Below are 15,362 nucleotides of genomic sequence, written 5' to 3' on the forward strand. Positions count from 1 at the left end.
AGGGGAGGGGTACGGGAAAGCCGCGCGCCGTGTCGGGAGCCCCGGGGACACGGCTACCGTCGAGGGTGACGGAGCGGCGCACATGGAGGTGCGACCCGCTCGGATTCGTACGTCCCCTGTAAAGGTGGAATACGTGAAGGCCATTCGTCGATTCACCGTGCGTCCCGTCCTTCCGGACTCCCTCCAACCCCTCAGCGACCTGGCGCGGAACCTGCGCTGGTCCTGGCACACCGAGACCCGCGAGCTCTTCCGCGCCGTCGACCCGGCGGCCGGCTCCGGCGCGGAGTGCGACCCCGTACGCCTGCTCGGCTCCGTGTCCGCGGGGCGGCTCGCCGAGCTGGCCCGGGACGAAGCGTTCCTGCGCCGGCTCGCCGAGGCGTCCGCCGACCTCCGCGCGTACCTCCAGGGCCCCCGCTGGTACCAGGAGCAGCGCCGCCATGACGACGCGCTCCCCGCCGCCATCGCCTACTTCTCACCCGAATTCGGGGTGACCGCCGCCCTGCCCCAGTACTCCGGCGGGCTCGGCATCCTCGCCGGGGACCACCTCAAGGCCGCCAGCGACCTGGGCGTGCCCCTCATCGGCGTCGGGCTGCTCTACCGCCACGGCTACTTCCGGCAGACCCTGTCCCGGGACGGCTGGCAGCAGGAGCACTACCCCGTCCTCGACCCCAACGAACTGCCGCTCACCCTGATCCGCGAGGCCGACGGCACCCCGAGCCAGGTCGTCCTGGACCTGCCCGGCGGCCGGTCCCTGCACGCCCAGATCTGGCAGGCCCACGTCGGCCGGGTCCCCCTGCTCATGCTCGACTCCGACGTCGAGGAGAACCTCCCCGGCGAGCGCGAGGTCACCGACCGGCTCTACGGCGGCGGCAGCGAGCACCGGCTGCTCCAGGAGATGCTGCTGGGCATCGGCGGCGTCCGCGCCGTGCGCGCGTACTGCCGGCTGACCGGCCACGCCGCCCCCGAGGTCTTCCACACCAACGAGGGCCACGCCGGTTTCCTCGGCCTGGAGCGCATCCGCGAACTCGCCACGACCGGGCTGGACTTCGACGCCTCGGTGGAGTCCGTACGGGCCGGCACCGTCTTCACCACCCACACCCCGGTCCCGGCCGGAATCGACCGTTTCGACCGCGATCTCGTCGCCCGCCACTTCGGCGAGGACGGCGAACTGCCCGGGGTCCCCGCCGAACGGGTCCTCGAACTCGGCACCGAGACCTACACCGGCGGCGACCCGGGCGTCTTCAACATGGCGGTCATGGGGCTGCGGCTCGCCCAGCGCGCCAACGGCGTCTCCACGCTGCACGGCGCGGTCAGCCGGGAGATGTTCGCCGGGCTCTGGCCGGGCTTCGACGCGCCGGAGGTCCCGATCACCTCCGTCACCAACGGCGTCCACGCACCGACCTGGGTGGCCCCCGAGGTCCTCCGGCTGCGCGCCGAGTCGGGCTCCGCCCCCGGCCGCTGGGACTCCGTCGCGGACATCCCCGCCCGCCGGCTCTGGGAGCTGCGCCGCACCCTGCGCGAACAGCTGGTGACCGAGGTCCGGAAGCGGCTGTACGCCTCCTGGCGCCACCGGGGCGCCCAGCCCGCCGAACTCGGCTGGATCGACGGGGTGCTCGACCCGGACGTCCTCACCATCGGCTTCGCCCGCCGCGTCCCCTCGTACAAGCGGCTGACGCTGATGCTGCGCGACCGGGACCGGCTGCGGGCGCTGCTGCTGGACCCGGAGCGGCCGGTCCAGATCGTCGTGGCGGGCAAGGCGCACCCGGCCGACGACGGCGGGAAGCGGCTGGTCCAGGAGCTGGTCAGGTTCGCCGACGACCCCCGGGTCCGGCACCGCATCGTCTTCCTGCCCGACTACGGGATGGCGATGGCCCAGAAGCTCTACCCGGGCTGCGACGTCTGGCTGAACAACCCGCTGCGCCCGCTGGAGGCGTGCGGCACGAGCGGGATGAAGGCCGCGCTCAACGGCTGTCTCAACCTGTCCGTGCTGGACGGCTGGTGGGACGAGTGGTTCGAGCCGGACTTCGGCTGGGCGATCCCCACGGCCGAGGGCGGCGCGCTGGACGAGGACCGGCGCGACGACCTGGAGGCCAATGCCCTGTACGAGCTGATCGAGGACCGGGTCGCCCCGCACTTCTACGAGCGCGGGGACGAGGGGCTGCCCGGCCGCTGGATCGAGATGGTCCGCCGCACCATGGGCACCCTGGGCCCCAAGGTGCTCGCCGACCGCATGGTCGCGGAGTACGTCGAGCGGCTGTACGCCCCCGCCGCGCTCGCCCAGCGCTCGCTGGACGTGCCCCGGGCACGGGAGCTGGCGGGCTGGAAGGCGAAGGTCCGGGCCGCCTGGCCGAGGGTGGCCGTCGACCATGTGGAGGCGGTGACGCCGACCGCCTCCGGTACGACGGCGGAGCTGGGGTCCACGCTGGCGCTGCGGGTCCGGGTCTCACTGGGCGCGCTGGCGCCGGACGACGTGGAGGTGCAGGCGGTGGCCGGGCGGGTCGACTCGTCCGACGCGATCTCCGAGGCCCAGGTCTTCCCGCTGAAGCCGGCGGGCGGCCAGGACCTGGAGGGCCACTGGCTGTACGAGGGCCCGCTGGCCCTGGACCGCACGGGCCCGTACGGCTACACCGTGCGCGTGCTGCCCGCCCACCGGCTGCTGGCCGGCGGCGCCGAACTCGGCCTGGTCGCACAGCCGACCGGGGCCACCCGTGAGGGCGGCGGCGTACTGCTGCGCTGAGGCGCGTCCGGCATGGCGGAACCGCCCGGGGGAGAGGCTCCTCCCGGGCGGTTCCGTGTCAGCGACGGGTCATGCGGTGACCCGCGTGGTGGGGGGTGGCGCCGAGGGGGCTCAGAAGGTCAGCTTGAAGCTGTTGATCTTCCCGGTGTCCCCGCTGTAGACGTCCTGGACCTTGAGCTTCCAGGTGCCGTTCGCGACCTCCGACGAGGCGTTGACCGTGTAGGTCGTCTTGACGTTGTCCGCCGAGTCGCTGGAGGAGGAGTTCTTCAGGCGGTAGGTGCTGCCGTCCGGCGCGACCAGGTCGATGACCAGGTCACCGCGGTAGGTGTGGGTGATGTCCACGCCGACCTTGAGGGTGCTCGGGGCGTTGCCGGTGCGGCCGGTGACGGTGACCGAGCTGGTGACGGCGGAGCCGGCGTCCGGGATGGAGACCGCGGTGGAGTTCTCGAAGACGGTGCCGGTGCCGGGGTCGGTGCCGCCGGAGCGCGCACCGACGTTGATCCCGGCCCACGCGTCCTGGACGGCCTTGTACTCGGCGCTGGTGGTGCCGTACAGCTCACCGGCCGCCGCGAGCGTGCCGGTGCGGGCGCCCGCGTAGTTGGTGGTCGAGGTGAACTTGGTGGTGAGCGCCTTGAACCAGATCTGCTCCGCCTTCGCGCGGCCGATGCCGGTCACCGGCAGGCCGTCCGAGGTCGGGGAGTTGTAGCTGACGCCGTTGATGGTCTTGGCGCCACTGCCCTCCGACAGGAGGTAGAAGAAGTGGTTGGCCGGGCCCGACGAGTAGTGCACGTCGAGGTTGCCGAGGCCCGAGTACCAGGCATCCTTGGACGCCCCGTCCTTGCTCGGCTTGTCCTGGTAGCGCAGCGGCGTGCCGTCGCCGTTGATGTCGATCTTCTCGCCGATCAGGTAGTCACCCGGGTCGGCGGCGGTGTTGGAGTAGAACTCGACGGCGGTGGCGAAGATGTCGCTGGTCGCCTCGTTGAGGCCGCCGGACTCGCCGCTGTAGTTGAGGCCGGCCGTGTTCGAGGTGACGCCGTGGCTCATCTCGTGGGCCGCCACGTCCAGCGCGGTCAGCGGGTTGGCGTTGCCGCTGCCGTCGCCGTACGTCATGCAGAAGCAGCTGTCGTCCCAGAACGCGTTCACGTAGTTGTTGCCGTAGTGGACGCGGGAGTACGCCCCGACGCCGTCGCCCTTGATACCGGTGCGGCCGTGGACGTTCTTGTAGTAGTCCCAGGTCTCGGCCGCGCCGTAGTGGGCGTCCGCCGCCGCGGTCTCCGCGTTCGAGGCGCTGCCGTTGCCCCAGACGTCGTCGGAGCCGGAGAAGAGGGTGCCCTTGCCGGACGTGCCGTGGTTCAGGTTGTACGTCTTGTGGCTGCCGCGCGCGGTGTCCGTCAGGTTGTACGCGCCGGAGGACCCGGAGGTCCCCAGGGTGACCTGGCCGCTGTACTCGGTGTTGCCGACGCCGTTCTCGATCGCCTGCCACTCGTAGAGCTTCGCTCCGGTGGAGGCGTCCGTGATGACGTGCAGCGCGTTCGGGGTGCCGTCCTCCTGGAGGCCGCCGACCACGGTCTCGTACGCCAGCTGCGGCGTGCCGGAGGCCATCCAGACGACCTTGCGGGGCGCCTTGTCGGCCTCGGCCCGGTCCGAACCGGCCGCCTTGGCCGCGCCGAGCGCCTGCTTGGAGGCCGCCGCAGGGGTGATGTCCGCGACCGTGTCGACGGCCTTCAGCTGGGCGGCGGTGGCGCGGGACGCCTTGACGACGCTCTCCGTCGCGCCGGCCCCGGTCTCCTGGACGACCAGGTCGCCGCCGAGGACCGGGAGGCCGGCGAAGGTGCGCTCGTAACGGGTGTGCGTGGTGCCGTCGTTGTCCTGGATGACGTCGCGGACGACGAGCTTCTCCTGGGACCCGAGGCCGAGCTTCTTCGCCGTGGCAGCCCGGCTCGCGGTGGCCTCGCGGATCAGCTCGGCGCGCTGCGAGGGCGAGAGCTGCTTGGGCAGGGCGCCGGGGTTCGCCTTGGTGGCGCCGGCGGTCCTGGCGGTGCCGTTGTCCGGGGCGGCGGAGGCCGATCCGGTCTGGACGCCTACGGCGAGGAGGGCGGCTGCGGCTATGAGAGCGCCGGTCGCGGTGGCACGACGGCTGTGCGTGGATCTCACGCGGACTCCTTCTGCGAGGGGGGTACCGGCGGCTGGGTGAGCCGTCCGGGCAGAGCAAGCAGAGCGCGGAACGGGGTGAAGAGTGTCAGGAGTCGGCCATCTCTGTCAGGACCGCGTCAACAACTTGGCCGGAATTCGTTCGTTGCCGGAAGATGCGTGTTCGTTAAGCGGACGTTTCGCGGAACTTCGCGCGGCGGTTCCAGGGGGCCCGTCGAGCCCCCTCGGGGGCCGAAACCGCAGGGCGCGTCGGGGTTGCGGGCGGAAGGGCGGAGTGCGACGCGAATGTGAACAAGCGGAAAGTTCCCACCTGACGAGACGGTAACGAGGCGTGGCGCGATCTGGCTGTCCGCCTTCGTGCGATATCGGGCGGACAGCCGGGGAGTCAGGCCAGGCTCTCCCGCCACGCGCGGTGCAGACCGGCGAACCGGCCCGTGCCCGCGATGAGCTCGGACGGCGTGCCGTCCTCCACGATCCGCCCCCGCTCCATCACGAGCACCCGGTCCGCGACCTCCACGGTCGACAGCCGGTGCGCGATCACCACCGCGGTGCGGCCGTGCAGCACCGTGTCCATCGCCCGCTGCACCGCGCGCTCACCGGGGATGTCCAGCGAACTGGTCGCCTCGTCGAGGATCAGCACCGCCGGGTCGGCCAGCAGCGCCCGGGCGAACGCCACCAACTGCCGCTGCCCCGCCGAGATCCGGCCGCCCCGCTTGCGTACATCGGTGTCGTAGCCGTCGGGCAGACCGGTGATGAAGTCATGGGCGCCGATCGCCTTCGCGGCCCGCTCGATCTCCTCCCGGTCCGCCTCCGGGCGGCCGATCGCGATGTTCTCCGCGACCGTCCCGGAGAACAGGAACGCCTCCTGGGTCACCATCACCACCCCGCGCCGCAGCTCGGGCGTGGCCAGGTCGCGCAGGTCGGTGCCGTCCAGCAGGACCCGGCCCGCGCTCGGGTCGTAGAACCGGGCCAGCAGCTTGGCGAGCGTCGACTTGCCGGCCCCGGTCGAGCCGACCACGGCCACCGTCTGGCCCGCCGGGATCGTCAGGTCGAACCGGGGCAGCACCTCGCCGCCCGTCCGGTATCCGAAGCTCACCCCGTGGAAGACCACTTCGCGGCCCGGCTGCTCCCCCGACCCGGCCGGCAGCTCACGGGGCTCCAGTGCCTCCGGGACCGTCGGCACCTGCGCGAGGAGCCCGGCGATCTTCGTCATCGAGGCGGCCGCGGACTCGAAGGAGTTGAGGAACATGCTGAGCCGGTCGATCGGGTCGTACAGCCGCCGCAGATAGAGCACCACCGCGGCCAGCACCCCCAGCGCGAGGCCGCCGTCCGCCACCCGGTAGGCGCCCCACAGCACGATTCCGGCCACCGCGGTGTTGGCGACGAGCCGCGAACCGACGACGTAGCGCGCGTTCTCCAGCATCGCGTCGCCGTTGGCGGACCGGTGACGCGTGTTCAGTTCCAGGAACGCCGCGTCGTTGGCCCGCTCACGGCGGAACGCCTGGACGGGCCGGATGCCGTTCATGGTCTCCGCGAACTTCACGACGACCGACGCGATCGCCGTCGAACGGCCCGCGAAGATCACCGAAGAGCGCTTCCGGTACAGCCGCACCAGCAGGTACAGCGGCAGGAAGGAGGCCACCGCAGCCGCGCCCGTCGCCAGGTCCAGCCAGAGCAGCACCACGGCGATGGACGCGAACGACAGGACGATGTGGATCAGCTCCTGGAGCCCCTCCTCCAGCAGCTCCCGCAGCGACTCCAGGTCGGTCGTGGACCGCGAGATCAGCCGGCCCGAGGTGTAGCGCTCGTGGAAGTCCACGCTCAGCGCCTGCGCGTGGCGGAAGATCCGGCCGCGCAGGTCGAGCAGGACATTCTGGCTGACCCGCGCGGACAGCTGGATGAACGCGTACTGCAAGGCGCCCGAGACCACCGAGCAGAGGGCGTAGCCCAGCGCCACGGCGATCAGCGGCCCGTAGTCGTCGTCGCGGAAGGCGGGCACCCCGCTGTCGATGGCGTAGGCGACCAGCAGCGGCCCCGCCTGCACCGCGGCCTGCTGCAACAGGATGGCCAGGGCGGCCGCTGCCACCCGGCCCCGCATCGGCCGCAGCAACGAGGCGAGCAGCTGCCGGGTGGCACCGCGCGGCGTGGGCAGGTCGTCGCGGTCGAAGGGGTCCCCGGCCGCCTTCGCGGACGGCGCGTCCGGGGCGGGCCCCCGCGCGTCCTCCTCGCCGCCGGGCTCGGCGGGGCGTCCGGTCGTCGTGCTGGTCATCGGGTGCTGCCCTTCTCGGCAGGGGCCTTCGCGCCCAGGGGTTCGGTGGGGTCGGAGCCGGACACGGGCTCCGCCTGCGGTACGGGCTGCGCCTGCGCCCCCGGTACGGGCTGCGCCCCCGGTACGGGCTGCGTCTGCGCTGTGGGCTGCGCCTGCGCGCCGCCCTCCATGTCCGCGCCGCCCGATGCCTCCGCGCCGGACATCAGCCAGGCGTACTCGGCGTTGGTGCGCAGGAGTTCCTGATGGGTACCGACCGCGCTGATCCGGCCCCCGGACAGCAGCGCCACCCGGTCCGCGAGCATCACGGTCGACGGCCGGTGCGCGACCACCACCGCCGTGGTCTCCGCGAGGACCTGCCGGAGCGCCGCCTCCACCAGGGCCTCCGTGTGCACGTCGAGCGCGGAGAGCGGGTCGTCGAGGACCAGGAAGCGCGGCCGGCCCACCACCGCCCGGGCCAGGGCGAGGCGCTGGCGCTGGCCGCCGGACAGGCTCAGGCCCTGCTCGCCGACCTCCGTGTCCACGCCGTGCGGCAACTCGTGGACGAACCCGGCCTGGGCGACCGAGAGCGCCCGCAGCAGCTCCTCCTCGCCGGCCCCCTCGGCGCCCATCAGCACGTTCTCCCCGACGCTCGCGGAGAAGAGCGTCGGCTCCTCGAACGCCACCGATACCAGCTCCCGCAGCCGGGCGCGCGGCATGGCGGTGATGTCCTCGCCGTCCAGGGTGATCCGCCCGGCCGTCGCCTCGTACAGCCGGGGCACCAGCGAGGTGAGCGTGGTCTTGCCGGATCCCGTCGCGCCGACCAGCGCCATCGTCTCGCCCGGCCGGACGTGCAGGTCGATGCGGTCCAGGACGGGCGCCGAGCCCTCCTCCGCGTCGGGATAGCGGAATCCGACGCCCTCGAAGACCATGCCGCCCGCCCCGGGTTCCCCGGTCGCGGCCGCGCGGCCGGTGTCCTCCTCCTCGGCGGCGTCCATCACCTCGAAGTACCGTTCGGTCGCCGTCGCCGCATCCTGGCTCATCGCCAGCAGGAAGCCGATCGATTCGACGGGCCAGCGCAGCGCGAGCGCCGTGGAGAGGAAGGCGACCAGGGTGCCCGCCGACAGACCGCCGTCGGCGATCTCGATCGTGCCGAACACCAGGGCGGCCCCGATGGCGAGTTCGGGGAGCGTGGTGATGAGGGTCCAGATCCGCGCGAGCAGCCGGGCCTTGCCCAGCTCCGTGGTGCGCAGGTTCCCGGCGAGCGCCCGGAAGGCGTCGGACTGGCTGCGGTGGCGGCCGAAGCCCTTGATGATGCGGATGCCGAGCACGCTCTCCTCGACGACGGTGGTCAGGTCGCCGACCTGGTCCCGGGCGCGGCGCGCGACCTCGGCGTACTTCACCTCGAAGGCCGAGCAGAGGATCACGAGCGGGACGACGGGGGCGAGCAGCATCAGGCCGAGCGTCCACTCCTGGAAGAGCAGCACCACGAAGCCGACGAGGATCGTGGTCGCGTTGACCAGGAGGAAGGTCAGCGGGAAGGCCAGGAACAGCCGGACCATCATCAGATCCGTCGTCCCGCGCGAGAGCAACTGCCCCGAGGGCCAGCGGTCGTGGAAGGCCACGGGCAGCCGCTGGAGGTGCCGGTAGAGGTCCGCCCGCATCGACGCCTCGACCCCGGCCAGCGGACGCGCCACCATCCACCGCCGCACCCCGAACAGCACCGCCTCGGCGACGCCCAGGAGCAGCAGGTACAGCGCGCCGAGCCAGACCCCGCCCGGGTCCGAGTCCGCGACCGGGCCGTCCACGATCCACTTCAGGACGAGCGGGATCACCAGGCTCAGACAGGAGGCGACGACGGCCACCAGGGCGGCCCCGAAGAGCCGCGCCCGTACCGGCTTCACGTACGGCCACAGCCGCAGCAGCGAGCGTACGGCCGACCGGTCCTTGGGTTCTACATGTTCCTGGCGCATCAGGGAGGAGCCTACGGTCCGTCCGGATATCGGTCCTGCGGTTTTATCCCGCCACCGGGCGCACCGCCGGACAGGCCCTCAGGGTCGTAAGGGGTATCAACCGATCGGCCGATGCCGGTTCGAGCGCGATGGCCGATACCGGGGCGGGTCCGCCGGGCGGATGCTCGACGCCATGGCAATCATCGAAGCGAACGGGGTGCGCAAGTCCTACGCCGGCCGCCCCGTGGTCGACGGGATCACCCTCTCCGTCGACGAGGGGGAGATCTTCGGGATTCTCGGCCCCAACGGCGCGGGCAAGACCACCACCGTCGAGTGTGTCGCGGGCCTCCGGGTCCCCGACGCGGGCACCGTCCGGGTCGCCGGGCTCGACCCGGTCGCCGACCGCGACCGGGTGACCGGGCTGCTCGGCGCCCAGCTCCAGGAGAGCGAACTCCAGACCAAGATCACCGTGCGCGAGGCCCTGGACCTGTACAGCGCCTTCTACCCCCGGCCCGCCGACTGGCGCCCGCTCGCCGAACGGCTCGGCCTGCACGCCAAGCTGGACACCCGCTTCCACCGGCTCTCCGGCGGTCAGAAGCAGCGCCTGTCCATCGCGCTCGCCCTCGTCGGCCGGCCCCGCGTCGTCATCCTCGACGAGCTGACCACCGGCCTCGACCCGCGGGCCCGGCGTGACACCTGGCAGCTGATCCAGGACGTGCGCGAGGGCGGCGTCACCGTCGTGCTCGTCACCCACTTCATGGAGGAGGCGCAGCGCCTCTGCGACCGCATCGCCGTCATCGACAAGGGGCGCGTCGTCGCGCTCGACACCCCGGCCGGTCTCGTCGCCGGCGCCGACGGCGCCACCATCATCTCGTTCACGCCCTCCGAACCGCTGCCCGAGGCCGAACTCGCGGGACTGCCCGGCGCGGTGTCGTACGAGACCGAGGACGGCCGGGTCGTCATCAACGGCACCGACGAGACCGTCAACGCCGTGATCTCGCTGCTGGCCCGGCTCCACGTCACCGCCCACCGCCTGCGCGTCTCCGAGGTCACCCTGGACGACGCCTTCCTCGACCTCACCAGCCCCGCGGACGGGCCCGGCCGCACAGAACGGGCAGCCTGAGATGGCCACCGCACCCACCGCCCCCGCCGCCGCGCCCCGCGCCGCCGTGCCGGGCGCGACGCCCGCCGTCCTCAAGGCGGAGACCCGGCTCTTCCTGCGCGAACCCGGCAGCCTGTTCTGGATCGTCGTCTTCCCGACCGTGCTCCTGGCGATCCTCGGCTTCGTCCCGTCCTTCCGGGAGCACGACGACGGACTCGGCGGCCGGCGCGTCATCGATCTGTACGCGCCCGTCGCGGTGCTGCTCGCCCTGATCATGTCCGGGCTCCAGGCGATGCCGCCCGTCCTCACCGGCTACCGCGAACGCGGCATCCTGCGCCGCATGTCCACCACACCGGTGCGGCCCTCCGCACTGCTCGGCGCCCAGATCGCGCTGCACGGCGCCGCCGCGCTCGTCTCCGCCCTGCTGGTGGTGGCCGTCGGCCGGATCGCTTACGGGGTGCGGCTGCCGGACCAGCCGTTCGGCTATCTGCTGGCGCTGCTGCTCGCGGTCGTCTGCGTCCTCGCCATCGGCTCGCTGATCTGCGCCCTCTCCCGTACGACGAAGATCGCCGCCACCGCGGGCTCGCTCGTCTACTTCTCCATGATGTTCACGGCGGGCGTCTGGGTCCCCGTCCAGGCCATGCCCGACGCGCTGCGCCGCATCGTCCAGGCCACCCCCTTCGGCGCCGCGTCCCAGGCCCTGGACCAGGCCGCCCGGGGCGACTGGCCGAGCTGGGCCTACCTCGGCGCGGTCGCCGCCTGGGCCCTCGCGGCGGGGTGGACCGCGATCCGCACGTTCCGGTGGCAGTAGAACGGCGCCCGGGGCGCGGGGGAGACTGGCGGCCATGAGCGCACAGGTGACGACGGCCGAGCAGTGGTGGGGGCGGTTCTTCCGGTACGGCCCGTACGGGCTGCTCGGCCTGGCCACCGTCGTCTCGGCCGTCTCCCGGAACCTCGTCATGTCCCCGGCCGACGAGCGTGCCGCCATGGTGCTCCTCCCGGCGGCGTTCGTCCTCCAGCTGTGGTGGTCCCGCACCGCGCCAGGCGCCGGCCCGAGGGCCGGGGTCTGCTACTTCACCGCCCGCACCCTGCTGGCCCTCGGGCTCACCTGGTGCAACCCCTTCTTCTCCATCTACGCGGTGCTCGGCTACTTCGACGCCGGCCGGATCCTCCCGCCGCGAGCCATGCGGCCCGGCCTGCTCGCCGTCGCCGTCATCATGGCGGGCGCGCAGAGCGGCAGCCCCCTGCCGCCCGCCACCCTGATGAACTGGGTCGTCTTCGGCGTCGTGCTCGCCGTGCACGCGACCCTCACGATGGTCTTCGCGCAGATCGGCGACCAGGAGGCCGATCAGGAACGGGCCAGGACCGCCACCATCACCGCCCTGGAGACCGCCAACGCCCGCCTGGAACAGGCCCTCACGGAGAACGCCGGGCTGCACGCCCAGCTCCTCGTCCAGGCCCGCGAGGCCGGGGTGGCCGACGAGCGGAGCCGGCTCGCCGCCGAGATCCACGACACCATCGCCCAGGGCCTCACCGGGATCATCGCCCAGCTCCAGGCCGCCACCTCCACCGCCGGCACCGACCCGGACCTCGCCCGCGAACACCTCGTACGGGCCGCCGCCCTCGCCCGGCACAGCCTCGGCGAGGCCCGCCGCTCGGTGCACAACCTGCTCCCCGCGGCCCTGGAGCACGACGACCTGCCCGGCGCGCTCGGGAAGACCGTCGCCACCTGGTCCCGGCGCACCGGGGTGCGCGCCGAGTTCACCGTCACCGGCACCGTCGCACCCCTGCACGACGAGGTCGGCGCGACCCTGCTCCGGATAGCCGAGGAGGCCCTGGCCAACGCCGGCCGGCACGCGGAGGCGTCCCGGGCCGGGGTCACCCTGTCGTACATGGGCGACGAGATCACGCTCGACGTCCGCGACGACGGCCGCGGCTTCGACCCGGCCGCGCTGCCCCCGTACCGGGGGGCCGGCGGATTCGGCCTCGGCGGCATGCGCTCGCGCGCCGAACGCATCGCGGGCACCGTCGAGGTGGAGACCGGACCCGGCCTCGGCACGGCGGTCAGCGCCCGCGTCCCGATGGTGCCGCACGCCTGACACCGTCCCGTACGGTGTCAGGCATGGACCGGGAACCCGCGCGCGTCATCACCCTGATCGTCGTCGACGACCACCCCGTCGTACGGGACGGGCTGCGCGGGATGTTCGCCGCCGCACCGGAGTTCCGGGTGCTCGGGGAGGCGGCCGACGGGGTCGAGGGCGTCGAGATGGCCGCCCGGCTCGACCCCGACGTGGTGCTCATGGACCTGCGGATGCCGGGCGGCGGCGGGGTCGCCGCGATCACCGAGCTGACCCGGCGCGGCGCCCGCTCCAAGGTCCTCGTCCTCACCACGTACGACACCGACTCCGACACCCTGCCCGCGATCGAGGCGGGCGCGACCGGCTACCTCCTCAAGGACGCGCCCCGCGAGGAGCTGTTCACCGCCGTCCGGGCCGCCGCCGAGGGCCGGACCGTCCTCTCACCGGCCGTCGCGTCGCGCCTCGTCTCGGCGGTCCGCGCCCCGGCGGCCCCCGGCAACGAGAAGCTGTCGGCCCGCGAGCGCGAGGTGCTGACGCTCGTCGCCCGGGGGACCTCCAACCGGGAGATCGCCGCCGAGCTGTTCATCAGCGAGGCCACCGTGAAGACCCACCTCACCCACCTCTTCGCCAAGCTCGGCGTCAAGGACCGCGCCGCCGCCGTCGCCGCCGGCTACGACCGGCGCATCCTCGGCTGACCGCGCGGCTCACTCCCGTACGCGCAGCAGCAGCACCGACCGCTCCGGCACCGTCAGCCGTCCGCCGCCCCGGTGCACCGTGCCCGGGGGCTCGGCCTGGTCCTCCCGGGAGGTGTCCAGGACCAGTTCGTACGCCTGCGCCCACGGCGGACCCGGCAGCAGGAAGTCCGCCGGTTCGTGGCCCGCGTGCAGGACGGCCAGGAAGCTGTCGTCGGTCACCTGCTCACCGCGCGCGTCCCGCCCCGGGATGTCCCGGCCGGAGAGGTAGAGGCCGACGGTCGCGGCGGGCGCGTACCAGTCGGACTCGGTCATCTCCGCGCCCGCGCTCGTGAACCACGCCAGGTCCCGCAGCCCGTCCGGGGCCTGGGACCGGCCGGAGAAGAAGGCCCGGCGGCGCAGCACCGGATGGCGGTGGCGCAGCGCGAGGACCCGCGCGGTCAGCGCGGCCAGCTCCCGCCACTCGGGTTGTTCCAGCAGCGACCAGTCCACCCAGCCGGTCTCGTTGTCCTGGCAGTACGCGTTGTTGTTGCCGCCCTGCGTACGCCCCATCTCGTCGCCCGCGACCAGCATCGGCACGCCGGTCGACAGGAGCAGCGTGGTGAGCAGGTTGCGCAGCTGTCGGCGGCGCAGCGCGTTGACGCCCGCGTCGTCGGTCTCGCCCTCGGCGCCGCAGTTCCACGCCCGGTTGTCGGAGGTGCCGTCCCGGTTCTCCTCGCCGTTGGCCTCGTTGTGCTTCTCCTGGTAGCTCACCAGGTCGCGCAGGGTGAACCCGTCGTGCGCGGTGACGAAGTTGACCGAGGCGTACGGGCGGCGCCCGCCCCACGCGTACAGGTCGCTCGACCCGGTCAGCCGGTAGCCGAGGTCCCGTACGTCGGGCAGCGCGCCGCGCCAGAAGTCCCGCACGGTGTCCCGGTAGTGGTCGTTCCACTCCGTCCACAGGGGCGGGAACGCGCCCACCTGGTAGCCGCCGTTGCCGACGTCCCAGGGCTCGGCGATGAGCTTGACCCGGCGCAGCACCGGGTCCTGGGCGATCACCGCGAGGAACGGCGAGAGCATGTCCACGTCGTGCATGGAGCGGGCGAGCGCCGCCGCCAGGTCGAAGCGGAAGCCGTCCACGCCCATCTCGGTCACCCAGTACCGCAGCGAGTCCGTGATGAGCCGCAGCACGTTCGGCTGGACGACGTGCAGGGTGTTGCCGCAGCCGGTGTAGTCCGCGTACCGGCGGGCGTCGGCCTGGAGGCGGTAGTAGCCCCGGTTGTCGATGCCGCGCAGCGACAGCATCGGGCCCAGCTCGCCCGCCTCCGCGGTGTGGTTGTAGACGACGTCGAGGATGACCTCGATGCCCGCGTCGTGCAGCGCGCGCACCATCCGCTTGAACTCGCCGACCTGGCCGCCCGCCGTGCCGCTCGCCGAGTAGCCGGCATGCGGGGCGAAGTAGCCGATGGAGTTGTAGCCCCAGTAGTTGCTCAGCCCGCGCCGCAGCAGATGGTCCTCGTGCGCGAACTGGTGCACCGGCAGCAGCTCCACCGCCGTCACCCCGAGGTGCTTCAGATGCCCGATCGCCGCCGGGTGCGCCAGCCCCGCGTAGGTGCCGCGCAGTTCCTCGGGGATGCCGGGGTGGAGCCGGGTGAAGCCCTTCACGTGCAGCTCGTAGATGACGGAGTCCGCCCACGGCGTCTTCGGCCTGCGGTCGTCGGCCCAGTCGTCGTCATCGTGGACGACGATCCCCTTCGGTACGTACGGGGCGGAGTCCCGCTCGTCCCGTACGGTGTCCGCGAACCGCTGGTCGGGCCAGTCCCTCACATGGCCGTACACCTCGGCCGGAAGGGTGAATTCGCCGTCCACGGCCCGGGCGTACGGATCGAGCAGCAGCTTCGCCGGGTTCCACCGGGCGCCCGTCCACGGGTCCCACCGGCCGTGCACCCGGTATCCGTACCGCCGGCCCGGCCGCACCCCGGGCACGAAGCCGTGCCAGACCTCGTGGGTCAGCTCGGTCAGGGGGAGCCGGGCCTCCGTGCCGTCCTCGTCGAAGAGGCACAGCTCGACGGCCTCGGCGCCGCCCGCCCAGAGCGCGAAATTGGTGCCCGCCACCCCGTCGGGGCCGGTCCTGAAGCGGGCACCGAGCGGCATGGGCGCCCCCGGCCACACCGCCGGCGGGCGCCGGCCGGGCGCCGCGGCGGCGACCCGTTCCGCGACCGCCCCGGCCGTCCCCGCGTCCGCCTCCGGTACTGCCTCCTGCTCGGCTGCGCTCGACACCTGCTCGCCTCCCGCGGCTCGTGGGACCGGCACCGGAAGGGGGTGTGCGGCGTCCCGGCCGCGGCTCCCCGAGTGCGGCCGTCCCCTGTGTTCTGCCCACCGGGCGGCCCGCACTCACGTTTCCCACGACCGGCCCCCGTCGTTGG

At 73.0% G+C, this 15,362-nt stretch carries 9 protein-coding genes; 5 read left to right on the forward strand and 4 right to left on the reverse strand.

Annotated features, from left to right (window positions below; genetic code table 11):
* The first annotated feature begins 133 nt into the window (after positions 1–133).
* The gene (gene glgP, locus ABZ565_RS03030; RefSeq protein ID WP_361019795.1) at positions 134–2,737 is read left to right on the forward strand and encodes an alpha-glucan family phosphorylase; all 2,604 of its coding nucleotides are present in this window, start codon (positions 134–136) and stop codon (positions 2,735–2,737) included.
* A gap of 111 nt (positions 2,738–2,848) precedes the next feature.
* Here glgP and ABZ565_RS03035 read toward each other — a convergent pair whose 3' ends face one another.
* From ABZ565_RS03035 to ABZ565_RS03045, 3 genes are all read right to left on the reverse strand, one after another.
* Complete coding sequence (locus ABZ565_RS03035; RefSeq protein ID WP_361019798.1) at positions 2,849–4,891, reverse strand: M4 family metallopeptidase; 2,043 nt, start codon at positions 4,889–4,891, stop codon at positions 2,849–2,851.
* Positions 4,892–5,273: 382 nt separating this feature from the next.
* A complete protein-coding gene (locus ABZ565_RS03040) occupies positions 5,274–7,157 on the reverse strand; it encodes an ABC transporter ATP-binding protein (protein WP_361019800.1) in 1,884 nt (627 codons plus the stop codon).
* On the reverse strand, positions 7,154–9,106 hold the full coding sequence (locus ABZ565_RS03045) for an ABC transporter ATP-binding protein (RefSeq protein WP_361019803.1): 1,953 nt from the start codon (positions 9,104–9,106) through the stop codon (positions 7,154–7,156). Before ABZ565_RS03045 ends, ABZ565_RS03040 begins: the two co-directional genes overlap by 4 nt.
* Positions 9,107–9,278: 172 nt before the next feature.
* Here ABZ565_RS03045 and ABZ565_RS03050 point away from each other — a divergent pair, with 172 nt between their 5' ends.
* The 4 genes from ABZ565_RS03050 to ABZ565_RS03065 are packed head-to-tail and all read left to right on the forward strand — an operon-like array spanning position 9,279 to position 12,960.
* Positions 9,279–10,208: an ABC transporter ATP-binding protein gene (locus tag ABZ565_RS03050; RefSeq protein WP_361019806.1), complete on the forward strand. Its 930-nt coding sequence runs from the start codon at positions 9,279–9,281 to the stop codon at positions 10,206–10,208.
* A gap of 1 nt (position 10,209) precedes the next feature.
* Positions 10,210–10,998: an ABC transporter permease gene (locus ABZ565_RS03055; protein WP_361019809.1), complete on the forward strand. Its 789-nt coding sequence runs from the start codon at positions 10,210–10,212 to the stop codon at positions 10,996–10,998.
* 34 nt (positions 10,999–11,032) lie between these two features.
* A complete protein-coding gene (locus tag ABZ565_RS03060) occupies positions 11,033–12,286 on the forward strand; it encodes a sensor histidine kinase (RefSeq protein ID WP_361019812.1) in 1,254 nt (417 codons plus the stop codon).
* Between the two features lie 23 nt (positions 12,287–12,309).
* Positions 12,310–12,960: a response regulator transcription factor gene (locus ABZ565_RS03065; protein WP_361019815.1), complete on the forward strand. Its 651-nt coding sequence runs from the start codon at positions 12,310–12,312 to the stop codon at positions 12,958–12,960.
* Positions 12,961–12,969: 9 nt separating this feature from the next.
* On the opposite strand, the gene glgX is transcribed toward ABZ565_RS03065, so the two are convergent.
* Entirely contained in the window at positions 12,970–15,216 is a 2,247-nt protein-coding gene (glgX, locus tag ABZ565_RS03070) for a glycogen debranching protein GlgX (RefSeq protein ID WP_361019818.1), read from the reverse strand.
* Positions 15,217–15,362 lie beyond the last annotated feature (146 nt).

It is taken from the genome of Streptomyces sp. NPDC016469 (assembly GCF_040632905.1).
GTDB lineage: Bacteria > Actinomycetota > Actinomycetes > Streptomycetales > Streptomycetaceae > Streptomyces.